The sequence below is a fragment of the Micromonospora sp. NPDC049662 genome, assembly GCF_040675055.1.
Lineage (GTDB): Bacteria > Actinomycetota > Actinomycetes > Mycobacteriales > Micromonosporaceae > Micromonospora.
Genome location: NZ_JBFAOC010000012.1, coordinates 112,888 through 133,817, shown reverse-complemented (window position 1 = coordinate 133,817; position 20,930 = coordinate 112,888). Strand labels below are relative to the sequence as shown.

At 68.6% G+C, this 20,930-nt stretch carries 18 protein-coding genes; all 18 read left to right on the top strand.

The genetic code is table 11. From position 1 onward, the window contains the following. Positions 1-896, top strand: an 896-nt coding sequence (locus AB0J36_RS12640; protein ID WP_363660508.1) for an ABC transporter ATP-binding protein, incomplete at its 5' end; no start/stop codon positions are given. Then, positions 893-1,582 (top strand): hypothetical protein, encoded by a 690-nt coding sequence (locus AB0J36_RS12635; protein ID WP_355050770.1) that lies wholly within the window; start codon positions 893-895, stop codon positions 1,580-1,582. The genes AB0J36_RS12640 and AB0J36_RS12635, both read left to right, overlap by 4 nt. Positions 1,583-1,920: 338 nt before the next feature. Further along, on the top strand, positions 1,921-2,469 hold the full coding sequence (gene rplJ / locus AB0J36_RS12630) for a 50S ribosomal protein L10 (RefSeq protein WP_355050769.1): 549 nt from the start codon (positions 1,921-1,923) through the stop codon (positions 2,467-2,469). A 52-nt stretch (positions 2,470-2,521) separates the two neighbouring features. Continuing rightward, positions 2,522-2,905, top strand: coding sequence for a 50S ribosomal protein L7/L12 (gene rplL / locus AB0J36_RS12625; protein WP_007465324.1), 384 nt, complete (start codon positions 2,522-2,524; stop codon positions 2,903-2,905). A 571-nt stretch (positions 2,906-3,476) separates the two neighbouring features. Continuing rightward, a complete protein-coding gene (locus AB0J36_RS12620) occupies positions 3,477-6,908 on the top strand; it encodes a DNA-directed RNA polymerase subunit beta (RefSeq protein WP_357126527.1) in 3,432 nt (1,143 codons plus the stop codon). 78 nt (positions 6,909-6,986) lie between these two features. Then, positions 6,987-10,874 carry a DNA-directed RNA polymerase subunit beta' gene (locus AB0J36_RS12615; protein WP_357126524.1) on the top strand — a complete coding sequence of 1,296 codons (3,888 nt, stop codon included), beginning with the start codon at positions 6,987-6,989 and terminating at the stop codon, positions 10,872-10,874. A 93-nt stretch (positions 10,875-10,967) separates the two neighbouring features. Next, positions 10,968-11,336 (top strand): hypothetical protein, encoded by a 369-nt coding sequence (locus tag AB0J36_RS12610; protein ID WP_355050766.1) that lies wholly within the window; start codon positions 10,968-10,970, stop codon positions 11,334-11,336. 824 nt (positions 11,337-12,160) lie between these two features. Further along, positions 12,161-12,541 (top strand): hypothetical protein, encoded by a 381-nt coding sequence (locus AB0J36_RS12605; protein ID WP_357126604.1) that lies wholly within the window; start codon positions 12,161-12,163, stop codon positions 12,539-12,541. 501 nt (positions 12,542-13,042) lie between these two features. Next, positions 13,043-13,417 (top strand): 30S ribosomal protein S12, encoded by a 375-nt coding sequence (gene rpsL / locus AB0J36_RS12600; RefSeq protein WP_007465318.1) that lies wholly within the window; start codon positions 13,043-13,045, stop codon positions 13,415-13,417. 1 nt (position 13,418) lies between these two features. Further along, positions 13,419-13,889, top strand: coding sequence for a 30S ribosomal protein S7 (gene rpsG, locus AB0J36_RS12595; RefSeq protein WP_007465317.1), 471 nt, complete (start codon positions 13,419-13,421; stop codon positions 13,887-13,889). Positions 13,890-13,965: 76 nt separating this feature from the next. Then, positions 13,966-16,062, top strand: a complete 2,097-nt coding sequence (gene fusA / locus AB0J36_RS12590) for an elongation factor G (protein ID WP_357126520.1) — start codon at positions 13,966-13,968, stop codon at positions 16,060-16,062. A gap of 213 nt (positions 16,063-16,275) precedes the next feature. Beyond that, complete coding sequence (gene tuf / locus AB0J36_RS12585) at positions 16,276-17,469, top strand: elongation factor Tu (RefSeq protein ID WP_355050763.1); 1,194 nt, start codon at positions 16,276-16,278, stop codon at positions 17,467-17,469. A gap of 350 nt (positions 17,470-17,819) precedes the next feature. Next, positions 17,820-18,128 (top strand): 30S ribosomal protein S10, encoded by a 309-nt coding sequence (gene rpsJ / locus AB0J36_RS12580; protein WP_007073037.1) that lies wholly within the window; start codon positions 17,820-17,822, stop codon positions 18,126-18,128. Between the two features lie 11 nt (positions 18,129-18,139). After that, positions 18,140-18,805, top strand: a complete 666-nt coding sequence (gene rplC, locus AB0J36_RS12575) for a 50S ribosomal protein L3 (RefSeq protein WP_363660507.1) — start codon at positions 18,140-18,142, stop codon at positions 18,803-18,805. Next, positions 18,802-19,452: a 50S ribosomal protein L4 gene (rplD, locus tag AB0J36_RS12570; protein WP_357126515.1), complete on the top strand. Its 651-nt coding sequence runs from the start codon at positions 18,802-18,804 to the stop codon at positions 19,450-19,452. The genes rplC and rplD overlap by 4 nt, the downstream gene beginning before the upstream one ends. Next, positions 19,449-19,751, top strand: coding sequence for a 50S ribosomal protein L23 (rplW, locus tag AB0J36_RS12565; protein ID WP_088998352.1), 303 nt, complete (start codon positions 19,449-19,451; stop codon positions 19,749-19,751). The genes rplD and rplW overlap by 4 nt, the downstream gene beginning before the upstream one ends. Before the next feature lie 12 nt (positions 19,752-19,763). Continuing rightward, positions 19,764-20,603, top strand: a complete 840-nt coding sequence (gene rplB / locus AB0J36_RS12560) for a 50S ribosomal protein L2 (RefSeq protein ID WP_355050760.1) — start codon at positions 19,764-19,766, stop codon at positions 20,601-20,603. A 12-nt stretch (positions 20,604-20,615) separates the two neighbouring features. Continuing rightward, positions 20,616-20,897, top strand: a complete 282-nt coding sequence (rpsS, locus tag AB0J36_RS12555; protein ID WP_007465299.1) for a 30S ribosomal protein S19 — start codon at positions 20,616-20,618, stop codon at positions 20,895-20,897. The last annotated feature ends 33 nt before the right edge of the window (positions 20,898-20,930 follow it).

Genomic DNA, 20,930 nt, shown 5'->3' with positions numbered 1-20,930 from the left:
GCCGCCACGATCGTGGCGGCGCCCCGGCGCGTTCCGGGTGTGGCAAGCTCGTCCGCATGCGGCTGGAGAACGTCTGGTTGCGGTACCACCGGCGGGGTCCGTGGGTGCTGCGGAGCGTGGACGCGCAGATCGGCCCGGGTGAGGTTGCGGTCGTCCTGGGCCGCAACGGGGTGGGCAAGTCCACCCTGCTCCAGGTGGCCGCCGGGGTGTTGCGGCCGGGCCGGGGTCGGGTCGTCGACCGGCCGGCCCGGGTGGGCTGGGTGCCCGAGCGCTTCCCGGCCGATCAGCCCTTCACCGTGTCCCGCTATCTGACCGGCATGGCCCGCGCGGCTGGGCTGGGACGCTCGGCCGCCGACGAGGCGGTGACGACCTGGACGCGGCGGCTCGGGCTGGACGCGTTCCGCTCGGTGCGCCTCGCGGAGCTGTCCAAGGGCACCGCGCAGAAGGTCGGCCTCGCCCAGGCCATGCTGCGGGCGCCGGGCCTGCTGGTGCTCGACGAGCCGTGGGAGGGCCTGGACGCCGCGACCCGCGAGCTGGTTCCCGAGCTGATCGACGAGGTGCTGGCCGACGGTGGCACGGTCCTGGTCAGCGACCACCGGGGGGAGACGGTCCGGTTGCCGGCCGCGCGCCGTTGGTCGGTGGCCGCGGGCGTGCTGACCGAGGAGACCGCGCCCGCCGACGAGGAGGCCATCGCGGTGGTCGAGGTCGCGGTGCCGGCCGCGCGGGTCGCCGGCACCGTCGCCCGCCTGCGCGCCGAGGGCCATCAGATCCTCCGAGTACGCGCCGACGCCTCCACCACCCCACCCCAGGCGCATCCGCCCACCCCGTCGGCCACGTCGGCGCGGCTCGGGGCGGCCGACGCGATGGTCGAGCCCGACACCGGGGAGGGCCGATGAACGCGCTGGTGCGGATGCGGCTGGCGGGTTTCCTGCGTACCGGACGGGCGTTGGCGCCCCTGCTCGCCGGCCTCGTCGTCCTCGGCACGCTCTACGGCGGCGGCCGGTCCCAGCCGGCGGAGGCGTACGGCGTCTCGGCGGTGGTGCTCTTCCCGGTGCTCGCCTGGCAGACCAAGATCCTGCTGGACATCGAGCCGGACGTGCAGCGTCGGCTGGCCCAGGTGACCGTCGGGGTGGCCCGGGAGCGTCTCGCCGGACTCCTGGCGGCCGGCGCGGCGGCGCTGGTCGCGGTGGCCGTCGCGCTGCTCTTTCCGTGGCTGGTGGGTGGGGTCACCGGCCCGGTCGAGCCGGGTGACCGGTCGGTGCCGGTCGGCATCGCGCTGGGGCTGTGGGCGCACCTGCTGGCCGTACCCGCCGCGGTTGCCCTCGGCGCGCTGGCCAGCCGGGCGTCGGTGGGCGGTGCCGCGTACGGCGTCGCGGTGCTGGCCCTCGGCGGTGTCGGCGCGGTGGCGCTCGGCCTGCGTGGTTCCGTCGCGCCCTGGCTGGTACCGCCGATCATGGCTACCGCCCGGACGACGGCGGGTGACGCCGCCGCGCTGACCCTGCTCGGGCTCACGGCCTGGGCCCTGGCGTGGAGCGTGGCGGTCACCGCCGGCTACCTGTGGCGGCGGCGGGCCCAGGGCTGAGTGGCCCGGCGGCGTGACCCGGCTCACCGGGGGCGATTTGGCGCTGGTCCCGCGGGCGCGTACTCTTCAAACGTCATCCGTGTTGTCATGGATGAGGAACCACCCAGAGACCGCTGGTCACCGTGCTTCGGCACGGTCGAAGGCCCCGCGACGACGGGCGACCCGCGTAGGGCGGCAAGCGTAATTCGGCAGTGAGCATGGTCCGCCGACCGTGACTTCCCGCCGGCCCTCGCCCCGTGCGCCCTGCGCCGGGGCTTTTCGTTGTCGTGCTGCCTTCGTCCCCGCTCCGGCTTCGGCCGTGCCCGGGGACCAGCCTCGAGCAACGAGAGAGGAGGGACATGGCGGACAAGCCGATCCGAGCCGACAAGGCCACGGCCGTCGCTGAGCTGACCGAGAGCTTCCGCAGCGCGGGCGCTACCGTGCTGACCGAGTACCGCGGTCTGACGGTTTCCCAGCTCACCCAGCTGCGGCGATCGCTCGGTGCCGAGACCAGCTACACGGTCGCGAAGAACACGCTGGCGAAGCGTGCCGCGACGGACGCGGGCATCACCGGCCTCGACGAGCTGTTCACCGGTCCTACCGCGCTGACTTTCGTTTCGGGCGACGTCGTCGAGGCGGCGAAGGGGCTTCGCGACTTCGCGAAGGCCAACCCGAAGCTCGTCATCAAGGGCGGTGTCTTCGAGGGCAAGGCCATTTCCGCGGCCGAGGTCACGAAGCTCGCCGACCTGGAGTCCCGTGAGGTGCTGCTGGCCAAGCTGGCCGGCGCGATGAAGGGCAACCTGAGCAAGGCCGCGGCCCTGTTCCAGGCTCCGCTCTCCAAGGCCGCCCGCGCGGCGGCCGCCCTGGCGGACAAGAAGCGCGAGCAGGAGGGCGCTGAGGCGGCCTGAGGCCGCGCGGCGCACCCACGTTCTTTAACAACCTTTAGAAAGGACGCCAGACATGGCGAAGCTCAGCACCGACGAGCTGCTCGACGCGTTCAAGGAGATGACGCTGATCGAGCTCTCTGAGTTCGTGAAGCAGTTCGAGGACACCTTCGAGGTCACCGCCGCCGCTCCGGTCGCGGTTGCCGCCGCCGGTGGCGCTCCGGCCGCCGCCGAGGCCGAGCCGGAGAAGGACGAGTTCGACGTCGTCCTCGAGGCTGACGGTGGCAAGAAGATCCAGGTCATCAAGGTCGTGCGTGAGCTGACCGGCCTGGGCCTCAAGGAGGCCAAGGACGCGGTCGAGTCCGCGCCGAAGGCCATCCTGGAGAAGGTCAACAAGGAGACCGCCGAGAAGGCGAAGGCCAAGCTCGAGGGTGAGGGCGCCAAGGTCACCCTCAAGTGACCTGAGCTCCAACCTGCGCGTACCCGGCTCGGTGAGCTGGGACACGGTCGCGTCGCGGCGGGCGGTGATCCGACACGGATCACCGCCCGCCGTGTTTCGTGGACCGGGCGACAACCGTGCTGAGCTGGGCGCCGATGGTCGGCGCGGGATCATTTGCACGAACGACCGGATCCTCCTCAGGTGGGAAAGAACCGACGACCCGGATACCGGCCCTTGACGCGGCCCCGGCCTGACAGGCACCCTGACACCAGCAAGACACCGCGCTTGCGACGGCCACGATGTGGGTAATGACAGCGACGGCACCATCGGTCGCGGTCACCCGAGCGGCCCAGTGGGGAGTTGCGTTCTGAGCGGCCCGGCAGACCCCGGTGAACGGGGGCCGAGGAGCGTTCCGCAAACGACCTGCGGGGTGGGCTGGACAGCGGTTAGCCTCTCGGCTACACTGCTAGTTTGCGCTGCCTTCCGACTTGACCCCTGCTCGGAAATGTCCGTTTACGGATAATTCTGGTGGGGTCATTGGAGTGCACGCGTACCAGCCGTTCTGCAGCACCGGTCCTCGGAAGGACGCATCTTGGCAGCTTCCCGCCCTGCGAAGACCAGTCGTACGTCGAGCGCATTCGCTCCCCGCCGAGTTTCATTCGGCAGGATCACCGAACACCTCGAGGTCCCCAACCTCCTTGCCATCCAGAACGAGTCCTTCGACTGGCTCGTCGGCAACGAGGCTTGGCAGGGCCGGTCGGCGGACGACCCGCACGCACGCTCGGGTCTCGCGGAGATCCTTGAAGAGATCAGTCCCATTGAGGACTTCTCCGGCACCATGTCGCTCTCCTTCTCGGCGCCGCGCTTCGACGAGGTCAAGGCCTCGATCGAGGAGTGCAAGGAGAAGGACCTGACCTACTGCGCTCCGCTCTTCGTGACCGCGGAGTTCACCAACAACACCACTGGCGAGATCAAGAGCCAGACGGTGTTCATGGGTGACTTCCCGATGATGACGCCCAAGGGCACCTTCGTCATCAACGGCACCGAGCGCGTCGTGGTCAGCCAGCTCGTCCGGTCTCCGGGCGTGTACTTCGACAAGCAGCCGGACAAGACCTCCGACCGCGACCTCTCCAGCGTCAAGGTCATCCCGAGTCGGGGTGCCTGGCTGGAGTTCGACATCGACAAGCGCGACACGGTCGGCGTACGTATCGACCGCAAGCGCCGGCAGGCCGTCACGGTCCTGCTCAAGGCCATCGGATGGTCGGCCGAGCGGATCCGTGAGAAGTTCGGCTGGTCCGAGCTGATGATGACCACGCTCGAGAAGGACCACATCGCCGGCGCCGACGAGGCCCTGCTAGACATCTACCGCAAGCTGCGCCCTGGCGAGCCGCCGACGCGCGAGAACGCCCAGACCCTGCTCGACAACCTCTTCTTCAACCCGAAGAGGTACGACGTGGCCAAGGTCGGGCGCTACAAGTTCAACAAGAAGCTCGAAGTCGACGTGCCGATCACCACCGGCACGCTGACCGAGGACGACATCGTCGCCACCGTGGAGTACCTCTGCCGGCTGCACGCCGGTGAGGACGGCTACGAGGCCGACGACATCGACCACTTCGGCAACCGGCGCCTCCGTACCGTGGGCGAGCTGATCCAGAACCAGGTTCGGGTCGGCCTCTCCCGGATGGAGCGGGTCGTCCGCGAGCGGATGACCACGCAGGACGTCGAGGCGATCACGCCGCAGACCCTGATCAACATCCGCCCGGTGGTGGCGGCGATCAAGGAGTTCTTCGGTACGTCGCAGCTGTCCCAGTTCATGGACCAGACCAACCCGCTGGCGGGCCTGACCCACCGGCGTCGGCTGAGCGCGCTCGGCCCGGGTGGTCTGTCCCGGGAGCGGGCCGGCTTCGAGGTCCGCGACGTGCACCCGTCCCACTACGGCCGGATGTGCCCGATCGAGACGCCGGAAGGCCCGAACATCGGCCTGATCGGCGCGCTGTCCACCTTCGCCCGGGTCAACCCGTTCGGCTTCATCGAGACGCCGTACCGGAAGGTCGTCGAGGGTCGGGTCACCGACCAGATCGACTACCTGACCGCGGACGAGGAGGACCGGTTCGTCAAGGCCCAGGCCAACGCGCGCCTGAAGGCTGACGGCACGTTCGCCGAGGACCGGGTGCTCTGCCGTCGTAAGGGCGGCGAGACCGAGGACGTCGTCCCCGGTGCCGTCGACTACATGGACGTCTCGCCCCGGCAGATGACCTCGGTCGCGACCGCCATGATCCCGTTCCTCGAGCACGACGACGCCAACCGGGCACTGATGGGCGCGAACATGCAGCGCCAGGCGGTGCCGCTGGTCAAGGCCGAGGCGCCGCTCGTGGGTACGGGCATGGAGTACCGGGCCGCGGTCGACGCTGGCGACGTGGTGGTCGCCGAGGTCGGCGGTGTGATCGAGGATCTCTGCGCCGACTACGTCACCATCCACCAGGATGACGGCCACCGCCGGACGTACCTGCTGCACAAGTTCCGCCGCTCCAACGCCGGCTCCTGCGTCAACCAGAAGCCGGTCGTCTTCGAGGGCGACCGCGTCGAGGCCGGTCAGGTCATCGCCGACGGTCCCTGCACCGACGAGGGCGAGATGGCACTCGGACGCAACCTGCTGGTGGCGTTCATGTGCTGGGAGGGCCACAACTACGAGGACGCGATCATCCTGTCGCAGCGCCTCGTGCAGCAGGACGTGCTCACCTCGATCCACATCGAGGAGCACGAGGTCGACGCCCGGGACACCAAGCTCGGTCCGGAGGAGATCACCCGCGACATCCCGAACGTCAGCGAGGAAATGCTCGCCGACCTCGACGAGCGCGGCATCATCCGGATCGGCGCCGAGGTCGTTCCCGGCGACATCCTGGTCGGCAAGGTCACGCCCAAGGGTGAGACCGAGCTGACCCCGGAGGAGCGACTGCTCCGCGCGATCTTCGGTGAGAAGGCGCGTGAGGTTCGGGACACCTCGCTGAAGGTGCCGCACGGCGAGACCGGCACGGTCATCGGTGTGCGCACGTTCTCCCGCGAGGACGGCGACGAGTTGCCGCCGGGCGTCAACGAGCTGGTCCGGGTCTACGTCGCCCAGAAGCGCAAGATCCAGGACGGCGACAAGCTCGCCGGCCGGCACGGCAACAAGGGCGTCATCTCCAAGATCCTCCCGGTCGAGGACATGCCGTTCCTCGAGGACGGCACCCCGGTCGACATCGTGCTCAACCCGCTCGGTGTGCCGAGCCGGATGAACATCGGCCAGGTTCTGGAGACCCACCTCGGGTGGGTGGCCAAGACCGGTTGGAAGGTCGAGGGTGACGACGCCGAGTGGAAGCGCCAGCTCCGCTCGATCGACGCGCACGAGTCCGAGGGTGACACCAACGTGGCCACCCCGGTCTTCGACGGTGCCCGCGAGGAGGAGATCTCCGGTCTGCTCGAGTCGACCCTGCCCAACCGGGACGGCAAGCAGCTGATCGGGCGCACCGGTAAGGCGCAGCTGTTCGACGGTCGTTCCGGTGAGCCTCTGCCGGACCCGATCGCGGTCGGCTACGTCTACATCCTGAAGCTCAACCACCTGGTCGACGACAAGATCCACGCTCGGTCGACCGGTCCGTACTCGATGATCACGCAGCAGCCGCTGGGTGGTAAGGCGCAGTTCGGTGGTCAGCGCTTCGGTGAGATGGAGTGCTGGGCGATGCAGGCGTACGGCGCCGCGTACGCCCTGCAGGAGCTGCTCACGATCAAGTCCGACGACGTGCTCGGCCGGGTGAAGGTCTACGAGGCCATCGTCAAGGGCGAGAACATCCCGGAGCCGGGCATTCCGGAGTCGTTCAAGGTGCTGCTCAAGGAGCTGCAGTCGCTGTGCCTCAACGTCGAGGTGCTGTCCAGCGACGGTGTGGCCCTGGAGATGCGCGAGACCGACGACGAGGTGTTCCGGGCCGCGGAGGAGCTGGGCATCGACCTGTCCCGGCGCGAGCCGAGCTCGGTCGAAGAGGTGTAAGTGGTGCGGGTCGGGGGCCTTCGGGCTCCCGACCCCCGCCCGTGATCTAGCTGTAAAGACGACGACATAGGGGACATAGTGCTCGACGTCAACTTCTTCGACGAGCTGCGCATTGGTCTCGCCACCGCCGACGACATCCGTCAGTGGTCGCACGGCGAGGTCAAGAAGCCTGAGACCATCAACTACCGCACCCTGAAGCCGGAGAAGGACGGGCTCTTCTGCGAGAAGATCTTCGGTCCGCAGCGGGACTGGGAGTGCTACTGCGGTAAGTACAAGCGCGTCCGGTTCAAGGGCATCATCTGCGAGCGCTGCGGCGTCGAGGTGACCCGCTCCAAGGTTCGTCGTGAGCGGATGGGGCACATCGAGCTCGCCGCTCCGGTGACCCACATCTGGTACTTCAAGGGCGTTCCGAGCCGGCTGGGCTACCTGCTGGACCTCGCCCCGAAGGATCTCGAAAAGATCATCTACTTCGCCTCGTACGTCGTGACGAGCGTGGACGCGGAGTCGCGTCACCGTGACCTCTCGACGATCGAGAACGAGATCCTGGCCGAGAAGCGGCAGTCCGAGAACAGCCGCGACTCGGAGATCGAGAAGCGGGCCGCCAAGCTCGAGGCCGACCTGGCCGAGCTGGAGGCCGAGGGTGCCAAGGCGGACGTCCGGCGCAAGGTCAAGGAGGGCGGAGAGCGCGAGATGCGCCAGATCCGCGACCGGGCCCAGCGCGAGATCGACCGCCTGGACGAGGTGCTGGACACCTTCCGCAAGCTGGAGCCGAAGCAGCTTGTCACCGACGAGCTGCTCTACCGCGAGCTGCGCGACCGGTTCGGTGAGTACTTCACCGGCTCGATGGGCGCGGAGGCCATCAAGGCGCTGGTCCAGAACATGGACCTCGACGCCGAGGCCGAGAGCCTGCGCGAGACCATCCGGTCCGGCAAGGGCCAGCGGAAGATCCGGGCGCTCAAGCGGCTCAAGGTCGTCGCGGCGTTCCTGAACACCCGCAACTCGCCGCTCGGCATGGTGCTGGACTGCGTCCCGGTCATCCCGCCGGACCTGCGCCCGATGGTGCAGCTCGACGGTGGTCGGTTCGCGACCTCGGACCTCAACGACCTGTACCGCCGCGTGATCAACCGGAACAACCGCCTCAAGCGGCTGATCGACCTCGGCGCGCCCGAGATCATCGTCAACAACGAGAAGCGGATGCTCCAGGAGGCCGTCGACGCGCTGTTCGACAACGGTCGTCGTGGCCGGCCGGTCACCGGTCCGGGTAACCGCCCGCTCAAGTCGCTGTCCGACATGCTCAAGGGCAAGCAGGGCCGGTTCCGCCAGAACCTGCTGGGCAAGCGCGTCGACTACTCCGGCCGTTCGGTCATCGTGGTCGGCCCGAAGCTCAAGCTGCACCAGTGCGGCCTGCCCAAGCAGATGGCCCTGGAGCTGTTCAAGCCGTTCGTCATGAAGCGGCTGGTCGACCTCAACCACGCGCAGAACATCAAGTCCGCCAAGCGGATGGTCGAGCGTCAGCGCCCGGTCGTGTGGGACGTTCTGGAAGAGGTCATCGGCGAGCACCCGGTGCTGCTCAACCGGGCGCCGACCCTGCACCGTCTGGGCATCCAGGCGTTCGAGCCGCAGCTGGTCGAGGGCAAGGCCATCCAGATCCACCCGCTGGTCTGCACCGCGTTCAACGCGGACTTCGACGGTGACCAGATGGCGGTGCACGTGCCGCTGTCCGCCGAGGCCCAGGCCGAGGCGCGGATCCTGATGCTGTCGTCGAACAACATCCTCAAGCCGGCCGACGGCAAGCCGGTCACCATGCCCACCCAGGACATGGTCATCGGCCTGTACCACCTCACCCACCTCACCGCCGGTGAGAAGGGCGAGGGCCGGGCGTTCAGCTCGGACGCCGAGGCGCGGATGGCGTTCGACAACGGCGAGCTGCACCTGCAGGCTCCGGTGAAGATCCGCCTGCGGAACGTGATCGGTGTCGACAACGGCGCCGGCGCCGAGGCGTGGACCGCTCCGGAGGGCTGGGTCGAGGGTGAGCCGCTGACCGTGGAGACCACCCTCGGTCGGGTGCTGTTCAACGAGACGCTGCCGCAGGGCTACCGCTTCGTGAACTACGAGATCCGCAAGGGTCAGCTCTCCGCGATCGTCAACGACCTCGCCGAGCGCTTCCCCAAGGTGGCTCTCGCGGCCACCCTGGACGGGCTCAAGGAGGCCGGCTTCCACTGGGCCACCTGGTCCGGCGTGACGATCGGCATGGAGGACGTCATCGCCCCGCCGCGCAAGGCGGAGATCCTGGCGAAGTACGAGAAGGAAGCCGACCGGATCGACAAGCAGTACCAGCGTGGTCTGATGACCGCCGAGGAGCGTCGCGGCGAACTCATCGAGATCTGGACCAAGGCGACCAACGAGGTCGCCAAGGAGATGGACACCGCGCTGCCGCAGGAGAACCCACTGTGGAAGATGATCAACTCGGGTGCTCGCGGTAACCTGCTCCAGCTCCGGCAGATCGCGGCGATCCGTGGTCTGGTGGCCAACCCGAAGGGCGAGATCATCCCGCGGCCGATCAAGGCCAGCTACCGGGAGGGTCTGTCCGTGCTGGAGTACTTCATCTCCACGCACGGTGCCCGTAAGGGTCTCGCCGACACCGCGCTGCGGACCGCCGACTCGGGTTACCTGACCCGTCGTCTGGTGGACGTCTCCCAGGACGTCATCATCCGCGAGGAGGACTGCGGCACCGACCGGGCGATCCCGATGCAGATCGGCGAGAAGCTCGACGGCAAGCTCGTCGTCCACACCCACGCCGAGACCAGCGTGCACGCCCGGACCCTGGCCGACGACATCAAGGGGCCGGACGGCACCGTGGTGGCCGAGCGCGGCCAGGACATCAACTCCATCGGGGTCGACAAGATCGTCGCCGCTGGTGTGGAGACGGTCCGGGTGCGCAGCGTGCTCACCTGCGAGTCGAAGCTGGGCGTCTGCGCGGCCTGCTACGGCCGTTCGCTGCCGACCGGCAAGTCGGTCGACATCGGTGAGGCCGTCGGCATCATCGCCGCCCAGTCCATCGGTGAGCCGGGTACGCAGCTGACGATGCGTACCTTCCACACCGGTGGTGTCGCGGGTGAGGACATCACCCAGGGTCTGCCGCGTGTGCAGGAAATCTTCGAGGCCCGGGTCCCGAAGGGTAAGGCGCCCATCGCCGACACCCCCGGTCGGATCCGCATCGAGGACGGCGAGCGCTCGCGGAAGATCATCGTGGTGCCGGACGACGGCAGCGAAGAGATCGTCTACGACAAGATCTCGAAGCGCGTCAAGCTCCGGACCCACGACGGCGGCCACGTCGCGGTCGGCGAGAAGCTGACCGAGGGCACCATCGACCCGCACGAGCTTCTGCGGATCATGGGTCCGCGTGCGGTCCAGGTCCACCTGACCAGTGAGGTCCAGGAGGTCTACCGCTCGCAGGGTGTGCTCATCCACGACAAGCACATCGAGATCATCATCCGCCAGATGCTCAAGCGGGTGACGGTCATCGACTCCGGCTCGACCGAGTTCCTGCCGGGCGTGCTCGTCGACCGGGCGCTGTTCGAGTCGGAGAACCGCCGACTCGTGTCGGAGGGTGGCGAGCCCGCCGCCGGCCGTCCGGTGCTGATGGGTATCACCAAGGCCTCGCTGGCCACCGACTCCTGGCTCTCCGCGGCCTCCTTCCAGGAGACCACGCGGGTGCTGACCGACGCTGCGATCAACTCGCGCAGCGACTCGCTGGTCGGCCTCAAGGAGAACGTGATCATCGGTAAGCTCATCCCGGCCGGTACGGGCATCAGCAAGTACCGCAACGTCCGGGTCGAGCCGACCGAGGAGGCCAAGGCCAAGGTCTACTCGATGACCGGTTACCCGGAGACCGACTACGGTTTCGGGCCGGCCAGTGGGCAGGCTGTGCCGCTGGACGACTTCGATTTCGGGTCGTACCGCTAAGCACCAGACAACGACGAGGCCCCCGGCATCCGCCGGGGGCCTCGTCGTTCCCGGACCGCCCTGCCAGCGGACCGGGTTGGGCATGATGGAGGCATGACGACCGCATCCGGGCAGGTGTCCGTCGCCTCTTCAGGCCTGCGCCACCCGCTCGACCCGGATCCGGCCCGCGCCACCAAGGCGCGGGCGGTCTTCGCGCTGGGTCTGCTCGGCATGCTGACCGGGCTGTTCATCGGCGGGGTGGTGCCCGCGACGGTGGCGCTCCAGCTGGCCCGGCAGGCCCGCCGGGAGGCGTACGCCTCGGGGGGTTTCCTCACCGGAAGCGTCTGGCTGCGGCGGGGGGAGCGGATGGCCTGGACCGGTCTGGCGTTGGTCGCGGTCAGCGTGGTCGTCGTCGTGGTGATCGGCGTGGTCCGGCTGGCGGGCACGCCGTTCGGCCACGACTACCCCTCGAACATGGACTGAGGCATGCGGCGACCGCGCCCGGCGCGGACGGCGCCGCCTCCGGCGGTAGCCTGGCCGGTGTCCGCCGCGCGCGCTGGCGGCCCTGTCGACAGGAGGACTTCGTGACGGAACCGGCGCGGCCCCCGGCGGACGAACCAGCCGGGCATCCTGACGTGCCGGCTCCGGGCGCGACTCCCCCCACGCCGGCTCCGGGCGCGGCTCCCGGCTCGCCGGCTCCGGACGCGGCTCCCTCGAAACCAGCTGTCGATGCCACCTCCGGCCCGAATCCGACCGCGGCGTCTTCCCCGGGGGTCGGCTCACCTGCCTCCTCCGATTCCGGTTCCACCGCGCCGGCGTCGAGCGCGTCGTCCGCACCGGTTTCGGATTTCGGGCCGATGCCCTCGGCGTGGAGTGAGTGGGCGCAACCGGAGGCGGGCGGACAGCCGGCGCCGACGACCGGCGCCCCTGCTGCGGGTACGCCCTCGTCGGCGGGCTGGGGTCCGCCGCCCTCGCCCGCCTGGGGTCCGCCCGCGGCCGAGTGGGGCGGGGTCTTCCCGCCCGGTTACCACCAGCCCCACCCTGCCGCCGGTACGCCGGTGCCGTACGGCTGGGCCCAACCGCCGTCGGGGCCCGCCGCCGCAGACGGGTGGGGGCAGCCACCGTCCGGACCGGGCACGCCGGCCGGTTGGGGCCACCCATCGTCGGGACCGCCCGGCTGGGGGCAGCCCTCGTCCGGGCCGGGCCCCTGGGGGCAGCCGGTGCCGGGGCACTTCCCCGCCTGGGGTACGGCCCCCGCCCGGCCGGTGCCGCCACCCACCGATGAGCAGCGGAGGCCGCCGAAGCGGGTGGAGGCGGTGCCCGGCACCCCGTTCGGGGTGGTGCACCTGGACGTGCCGCCGGTGACCGCCGGGCTGGCGACGGGGTCGCTGGTGGCCGGCATCGCGTCGATCCTGGTCTCGCTGCTGGTGATCTGCGTCGGTGTGGCCTTCGGGGCCCGTGGGGGAGTGTGGGTCTCGGGCGCCTTCACGGTGCTGGGGGTGCTGGCGGGGTTGGCAGCGGTCGTCACCGGCCTGCTGGGCCAGCGACAGATCCGCCGGGCGGCGGCGCCGTCGGCGGTGCGGTTCACCGGTCGGGGGCTCGCGGTGGCCGGCGTCAGCTGCGGCGCGGCGGGCGCCCTGCTGAGCCTGTTGGGTCTGGGGCTGGGGTTGCTGATCAGTCTGACGTGACAGGGGCGCGGGGACGGGTCCGTGGATCAGGTGGTGCCTGGGGGCCTGCCCGGGGGCGACGGGTGCTTCGGCGGGGAAGCCGGTACACTTGTGTTTGTAGGTGCCCATCGCGGGTGCCGAGGCGGGACGCGATCCGGCCGGCGAGGGGTGAGACGTTCGCCGACCCATTCCGTTTTGACCTGGGCGGCTGTGGTAGGTACTCTTTCCCCTTGTGCCCGGGCGTGCCCGGGCAACTCGTGCGTGCGCTGGTTCCGGAGTCCGGACGGCGGCACGACAAGCCAAAGATCCGGAGCGGGGCGATCCGCGTGCCGGTGACAGAAAACCCGGTACGTCCGCGACAGCGTCCGCACCGGGACCGTGAGCTGGGCGACACGCCCGACCGCGGGTGCCGGGGCCTCCGCAAGGTGACCCTGGTCGGAATGTAGGAGAGCCGGTCATCAGGCTGGCTAACGAGCAGACGGCGCGGCCGCAGACAGCGGCCGAAGGGAGCGGAGAAACCCGGTGCCCACCATTCAGCAGCTGGTCCGAAAGGGCCGTCAGGCCAAGACGACCAAGACCAAGACCCCTGCGCTCAAGGGGTCTCCCCAGCGGCGCGGCGTGTGCACCCGCGTGTACACCACCACCCCGAAGAAGCCGAACTCGGCGCTGCGCAAGGTCGCTCGTGTCAAGCTCAGCAGCCAGATCGAGGTAACCGCGTACATCCCGGGTGTCGGCCACAACCTGCAGGAGCACTCGATCGTGCTCGTGCGTGGCGGTCGTGTGAAGGACCTCCCCGGCGTGCGTTACAAGATCGTCCGCGGCTCGCTGGACACCCAGGGTGTCCGCAACCGCAAGCAGGCGCGCAGCCGTTACGGCGCGAAGAAGGAGAAGAGCTGACATGCCGCGTAAGGGACCCGCTCCGCGGCGGCCGCTGGTCGCTGACCCGGTGTACAACTCGCCGCTGGTCACCCAGCTGGTGAACAAGATCCTGCTGCGCGGCAAGCGCCAGCTCGCCGAGTCGATCGTGTACGCGGCCCTCGAGGGCTGCCGCGAGAAGTCCGGCACCGACCCGGTCGTCACCCTCAAGCGGGCGATGGACAACGTCAAGCCGACCCTCGAGGTGCGCAGCCGTCGTGTCGGTGGCGCCACCTACCAGGTGCCGGTCGAGGTCCGCCCCACCCGGGCGACCACGCTGGGCCTGCGCTGGCTGGTGACCTACTCCCGCGCCCGGCGCGAGAAGACCATGGTCGAGCGGCTGATGAACGAGCTGCTGGACGCGAGCAACGGCCTCGGCGCCGCCGTCAAGCGGCGCGAGGACACGCACAAGATGGCCGAGTCCAACAAGGCCTTCGCGCACTACCGCTGGTAACACCTGAGGTTCCGGCGCCCACCCGGCGCCGGAACCGCCACCAGTTGAGTCGAGACGACGATAAGTAGGGATTGAAGTGGCCGCCGCAGACGCGCTCGCCAACGTACGCAACATCGGCATCATGGCGCACATCGATGCCGGTAAGACCACGACCACCGAGCGAATCCTGTTCTACACCGGCATCACGTACAAGATCGGTGAGGTCCACGAGGGCGCCGCCGTCATGGACTGGATGGAGCAGGAGCAGGAGCGTGGTATCACCATCACCTCCGCTGCCACCAAGTGTGAGTGGAAGGGCCACACGATCCAGATCATCGACACGCCTGGCCACGTCGACTTCACGGTCGAGGTCGAGCGGTCGCTGCGGGTCCTGGATGGTGCGGTCGCGGTCTACGACGGTGTCGCCGGCGTCGAGCCGCAGACGGAGAACGTCTGGCGGCAGGCCGACAAGTACAACGTCCCGCGGATGTGCTTCGTCAACAAGCTCGACCGGACCGGTGCCGACTTCTTCCGCTGCGTGCAGATGATGATCGACCGGCTCAACGCCACCCCGCTGGTGCTCCAGATCCCGATCGGGCTCGAGGGCGACCACATCGGTGTCGTCGACCTGGTCGGCATGCGCGCCCTCACCTGGCGCGGGGAGACCCAGAAGGGTGAGGACTACGCGATCGAGGAGATCCCGGCCGAGCTGGCCGACTCCGCGGCCGAGTGGCGCGAGAAGCTGATGGAGACCCTCGCCGACGTCGACGACTCGGTGATGGAGAAGTACCTGGAAGGCGAGGAGGTCTCCATCGAGGAGATCAAGGCCGCCATCCGGCGTGCCACCATCGCCGGCAAGGCCAACCCGGTGCTGTGCGGCTCGGCGTTCAAGAACAAGGGCGTCCAGCCCATGCTCGACGCCGTGGTCGACTTCCTGCCGTCGCCGCTGGACGTTCCGGCGATCGAGGGTACGGCCACCGACGGTGAGACCCCGCTGCTGCGCAAGCCGTCCAACTCGGAGCCCTTCTCCGGTCTGGCCTTCAAGATCCAGACGGACAAGCACCTGGGCAAGCTCACCTACGTGCGCGTCTACTCCGGCACGCTCGACTCCGGCTCCCAGGTGGTCAACTCCACCAAGGACCGCAAGGAGCGGATCGGCAAGATCTACCAGATGCACGCCAACAAGCGTGAAGAGCGTCCGTCGGCGCAGGCCGGCGACATCATCGCCGTGCAGGGTCTCAAGCAGACCACCACCGGCGACACGCTCTCCGACCCGGCGAACCCGGTCATCCTGGAGTCGATGACCTTCCCGGAGCCGGTCATCTCGGTGGCGATCGAGCCGAAGACCAAGTCTGACCAGGAGAAGCTGGGTACGGCCATCCAGCGCCTGGCCGAGGAGGACCCGACCTTCCGCGTCCAGCTGGACGAGGAGACCGGTCAGACGGTCATCTCCGGCATGGGCGAGCTGCACCTGGACATCCTGGTCGACCGGATGCGCCGCGAGTTCAACGTCGAGGCCAACGTCGGCAAGCCGCAGGTGGCGTACCGCGAGACCATCCGCCGCAAGGTGGAGAAGGTCGAGTACACCCACAAGAAGCAGACCGGTGGCTCCGGCCAGTACGCCCGCGTCATCGTGAGCGTCGAGCCGCTGCCGCTGGACAACGACTCGCCGACCTACGAGTTCGCCAACGCCGTCAGCGGCGGTCGCATCCCGCGGGAGTTCATCCCGTCGGTCGACGCCGGTGCGCAGGACGCCATGCAGTACGGCATCCTCGCGGGCTTCCCGCTCGTCGGTGTGAAGCTGACGCTGCTGGACGGTCAGTACCACGAGGTCGACTCGTCGGAAATGGCATTCAAGATCGCCGGCTCGATGGTGATGAAGGACGCGGCCCGCAAGGCCGATCCCGCGTTGCTTGAGCCGATGATGGCCGTTGAGGTCACCACTCCTGAGGAGAACATGGGTGACGTCATCGGTGACCTCAACTCCCGCCGCGGCATCATCCAGGCGATGGAGGAGCGCAGCGGCGCCCGCATCGTGAGGGCTCTGGTGCCGTTGTCGGAGATGTTCGGCTACGTCGGCGACCTGCGGTCGAAGACCCAGGGCCGGGCTAGCTACAGCATGCAGTTCGACTCCTACGCGGAGGTTCCGCAGAGCGTCGCGAAGGAGATCATCGCGAAGGCAACGGGCGAGTAACTGCCCCGAGCAGGTGATTCGTGGTCGGTCGCGGGTGACTCAACCCGCCCGCGGCCACCACGATCGGATCGCGTGAGACCGGGCCTGTAGGCTTCATCGCCGCAGAACCCACAAAGGCTCTCCGGCCGTCAGGCCGGAAAGGCTGTCGACAGAGTCCTAAGCGCCGACCGGCGCGCCGGGCGTACGAACCAAGAAGTCCACAGGAGGACACCAGTGGCGAAGGCTAAGTTCGAGCGGACTAAGCCGCACGTCAACATCGGCACCATTGGTCACATCGACCACGGTAAGACGACGCTGACGGCGGCCATCACCAAGGTCCTGCACGACCAGTACCCGGACCTGAACCCGTACACGCCGTTCGACGAGATCGACAAGGCGCCGGAGGAGAAGGCCCGCGGCATCACGATCTCGATCGCGCACGTCGAGTACCAGACCGAGTCGCGGCACTACGCGCACGTGGACTGCCCCGGCCACGCGGACTACATCAAGAACATGATCACCGGTGCCGCGCAGATGGACGGCGCGATCCTGGTGGTCGCGGCGACCGACGGCCCGATGCCGCAGACCCGTGAGCACGTGCTGCTCGCGCGTCAGGTTGGCGTGCCGTACATCGTCGTGGCGCTCAACAAGAGCGACATGGTCGACGACGAGGAGCTCCTGGAGCTCGTCGAGCTCGAGGTCCGTGAGCTGCTCTCCTCGCAGGAGTACCCGGGTGACGACCTGCCGGTCGTGCGGGTTTCGGCGCTGAAGGCCCTCGAGGGTGACCCCGAGTGGACCGGCAAGCTCCTGGACCTGATGACCGCGGTCGACACCGCGATCCCGCAGCCGGAGCGCGAGACCGAGAAGCCGTTCCTCATGCCCATCGAGGACGTCTTCACGATCACCGGTCGTGGCACCGTCGTCACCGGTCGCGCCGAGCGCGGCATCCTCAAGCCGAACGAGGAGGTGGAGATCGTCGGTATCCGCGAGAAGTCGCAGAAGACGGTCTGCACCGGTATCGAGATGTTCCGCAAGCTGCTCGACGAGGCCCGCGCGGGCGAGAACGTCGGTCTGCTGCTGCGTGGCATCAAGCGCGAGGACGTCGAGCGCGGCATGGTGGTCGTCAAGCCGGGCACCACGACCCCGCACACGGAGTTCGAGGCGACGGTCTACATCCTCTCCAAGGAGGAGGGCGGCCGGCACACCCCGTTCTTCCAGAACTACCGCCCGCAGTTCTACTTCCGGACCACAGACGTCACCGGTGTCGTCACCCTCCCCGAGGGCACCGAGATGGTCATGCCGGGTGACAACACCACCATGTCGGTGAAGCTGATCCAGCCCATCGCCATGGAGGAGAACCTCAAGTTCGCGATCCGCGAGGGTGGCCGCACCGTCGGCGCCGGGTTCGTCACCAAGATCCAGAAGTGACCTGGGTAACCCCGATTAGACCCGCCGCCGGTCGTGCGGCATACTAGTCAGGTTGCGTAACGACAGTTCGTCGCCTGTGTTCGGCTTTCGCTGAACCTCCGGGTGGCGAGGCAGTCGAGCGTAGGGTGGTTGGCGGCCCAGTCGCCAACCACCCTCGCACGGCGTTCAGGTCGCGGTAGTGCGATCGGCGCCTTGACCCACCGCGCGGTCAGCACCACTCCGGAACCCCGGGGCGGAGCCTGGCCCGAGGGCGCGACACGCCCGACCGCGGGGGTCGGCGAAGTGGGCCTGTGCCAGCCGGTACAGGCGCCCGCAACACAGCGGCATCGAGAGAAGGAACAGAAGCCACCATGGCGGGACAGAAGATCCGCATCCGGCTCAAGGCCTATGACCACGAGGTCGTCGACTCCTCGGCTCGGAAGATCGTCGAGACGGTGACGCGTACCGGGGCGCAGGTCGCGGGCCCGGTGCCGCTGCCCACGGAGATCAACCGTTTCTGCGTTATCCGCTCGCCGCACAAGTACAAGGACTCGCGCGAGCACTTCGAGATGCGCACGCACAAGCGGCTGATCGACATCATCGACCCGACCCCGAAGACGGTCGACTCGCTCATGCGCCTCGACCTGCCGGCTGGCGTCGACATCGAGATCAAGCTGTAGGGACCGGACAAATGGACAGGCAAGTCAAGGGGATCCTGGGCGCCAAGCTCGGCATGACCCAGGTCTGGGACAACAACAAGGTTGTTCCCGTGACCGTGGTCGAGGCCGGCCCGTGCGTCATCAGCCAGGTTCGTAGCGCCGAGAAGGACGGTTACTCCGCGGTCCAGCTGGCGTACGGCACGATCGACCCGCGCAAGGTGAAGAAGCCGGTCAGCGGGCACTACGCGAAGGCGGACGTGGCGCCGCGCCGGCACATCGTCGAGCTGCGCACCACGGACGCGTCGGAGTACTCGCTCGGCCAGGAGGTCACGGTCGAGGAGTTCCTGGCGGGCGTCACGATCGACGTCACCGGCAAGACCAAGGGCAAGGGCTACGCCGGCCCGATGAAGCGGCACGGCTTCCACGGTCTGCGCGCCAGCCACGGTGTCGAGCGCAAGCACCGCTCGCCCGGCTCCATCGGCGCCTGCGCCACCCCGGGTCGTGTCTTCAAGGGCACCCGGATGGCCGGCCGCATGGGTGGCGTGCGCTACACCGTGCAGAACCTCACCGTCCAGGCGGTCGACACCGAGAACAACCTGCTGCTCGTCCGGGGTGCCATTCCTGGTCCCAAGGGCGCGCTCGTTCTGGTCCGTACCGCGGCCAAGAGCAAGGTGAAGAAGGGCGGTGCGGCCAAGTGACCACCGTTGACGTGCGCACCGTCGAAGGCACCACCAGCGGCTCGGTCGAGCTGCCGGCGGACATCTTCGACGTGCAGGCCAACGTCGCGCTGATGCACCAGGTCGTGGTGGCCCAGCTCGCGGCGGCCCGACAGGGCACGCACAAGGCCAAGACCCGCGGCGAGGTCGCCGGTGGCGGCAAGAAGCCGTACAAGCAGAAGGGCACCGGTCGCGCCCGGCAGGGCTCGATCCGCGCGCCGCAGTTCGCCGGCGGTGGCGTGGTGCACGGTCCCGTGCCGCGCGACTACAGCCAGCGGACCCCGAAGAAGATGAAGGCCGCCGCACTGCGGGGTGCCCTCTCCGACCGGGCCCGCGCCGGGCAGGTGCACGTCGTCGAGGCGTTCGTCTCGGGCGAGAAGCCGTCGACCAAGGCCGCTCTGGCCACGCTTGCCAAGCTCACCGAGGCCCGTCGGGTCCTGGTCGTGCTGAGCAGCACCGACGAGCTGAACTGGGTGTCGCTGCGCAACGAGCCGCGGGTGCACCTGATCGAGTCCGGCCAGCTGAACACGTACGACGTGCTGGTGGCCGACGACGTGGTCTTCACCAAGGACGCCCTGGACGAGTTCCTGGGCGTGCCCGCCGAGACCACCGAGGAGGGTGGCAAGTGAGCACGATCGCCGACCCGCGCGACATCATCGTGGCGCCGGTCGTCTCGGAGAAGAGCTACAGCGAGCTGAACCGGAACTGGTACACCTTCCTGGTGCACCCGGACGCGAACAAGACCGAGATCAAGATCGCTATCCAGCAGATCTTCGACGTCCGCGTCCTGACGGTCAACACGCTCAACCGCCAGGGTAAGCGCAAGCGCACCAAGACCGGCTTCGGTCAGCGCAAGGCGACCAAGCGGGCGATCGTGAAGCTGGCTGACGGTGACCGTATCGAGGCCTTCGGCGGCCCGGTCAGCTGAGGGGTGTAGACAATGGCTATCCGTAAGTACAAGCCGACGACGCCGGGCCGTCGTGGCTCCAGCGTCGCCGACTTCGCCGAGATCACCCGGTCTACGCCGGAGAAGTCGCTGCTGGCTCCGTTGCCGAAGAAGGGCGGGCGTAACGCCCACGGCCGGATCACCACGCGGCACCACGGTGGCGGTCACAAGCGCCAGTACCGTCTGATCGACTTCAAGCGGGTCGACAAGGACGGCGTGCCGGCGAAGGTCGCCCACATCGAGTACGACCCGAACCGCACCGCGCGCATCGCGCTGCTGCACTACGCCGACGGCGAGAAGCGGTACATCATCGCGCCGAAGGACATGAAGCAGGGCGACCGCGTCGAGTCCGGTCCGGGCGCCGACATCAAGCCGGGTAACAACCTGCCGCTGCGCAACATCCCGGTCGGTACCACGATCCACAACGTGGAGCTGCGTCCGGGCGGCGGGGCCAAGCTCGCCCGCTCCGCCGGCGTCGGCATCCAGCTGCTCGGCCGCGAGGGCGTGTACGCGACCCTGCGTATGCCGTCCGGCGAGATCCGGCGGGTGGACGTGCGTTGCCGCGCCAGCATCGGCGAGATCGGCAACGCCGACCAGTCGAACATCAACTGGGGTAAGGCCGGCCGGATGCGGTGGAAGGGCAAGCGCCCGACCGTCCGTGGTGTCGCCATGAACCCGGTCGACCACCCGCACGGTGGTGGTGAGGGTAAGACCTCCGGTGGTCGCCACCCGGTCAACCCGCAGGGTAAGCCCGAGGGCCGCACCCGCCGTAAGGGCCAGGCGAGCGACAAGCTGATTGTCCGCCGCCGCTACGCCACGCGTAAGCGCGGCTGAGGGAGATAAGACATGCCTCGCAGCCTGAAGAAGGGCCCGTTCGTCGACGACCACCTGCTCAAGAAGGTGGAAGTTCAGAACGACAAGGGCTCCAAGAACGTGATCAAGACCTGGTCGCGGCGCTCGACGATCATCCCCGAGATGCTCGGGCACACGATCGCCGTGCACGACGGACGCAAGCACGTCCCGGTGTTCGTGACCGAGGCGATGGTCGGGCACAAGCTCGGCGAGTTCGCGCTGACCCGCACCTTCAAGGGTCACGAGAAGGACGACCGGAAGAGCCGTCGGCGCTGACGCCGCCAGGCATACGGATAGAGGGAACAAGGG

Excerpts from the sequence above, each read along its gene's own strand:
- AB0J36_RS12635 (WP_355050770.1), top strand. The coding sequence starts at position 893 with ATGAACGCGCTGGTGCGGATGCGGCTGGCGGGTTTCCTGCGTACCGGA.
- rplJ (WP_355050769.1), top strand. The coding sequence starts at position 1,921 with ATGGCGGACAAGCCGATCCGAGCCGACAAGGCCACGGCCGTCGCTGAG.
- rplL (WP_007465324.1), top strand. The coding sequence starts at position 2,522 with ATGGCGAAGCTCAGCACCGACGAGCTGCTCGACGCGTTCAAGGAGATG.
- AB0J36_RS12610 (WP_355050766.1), top strand. The coding sequence starts at position 10,968 with ATGACGACCGCATCCGGGCAGGTGTCCGTCGCCTCTTCAGGCCTGCGC.
- rpsG (WP_007465317.1), top strand. The coding sequence starts at position 13,419 with ATGCCGCGTAAGGGACCCGCTCCGCGGCGGCCGCTGGTCGCTGACCCG.
- rpsJ (WP_007073037.1), top strand. The coding sequence starts at position 17,820 with ATGGCGGGACAGAAGATCCGCATCCGGCTCAAGGCCTATGACCACGAG.
- rplC (WP_363660507.1), top strand. The coding sequence starts at position 18,140 with ATGGACAGGCAAGTCAAGGGGATCCTGGGCGCCAAGCTCGGCATGACC.
- rplB (WP_355050760.1), top strand. The coding sequence starts at position 19,764 with ATGGCTATCCGTAAGTACAAGCCGACGACGCCGGGCCGTCGTGGCTCC.
- rpsS (WP_007465299.1), top strand. The coding sequence starts at position 20,616 with ATGCCTCGCAGCCTGAAGAAGGGCCCGTTCGTCGACGACCACCTGCTC.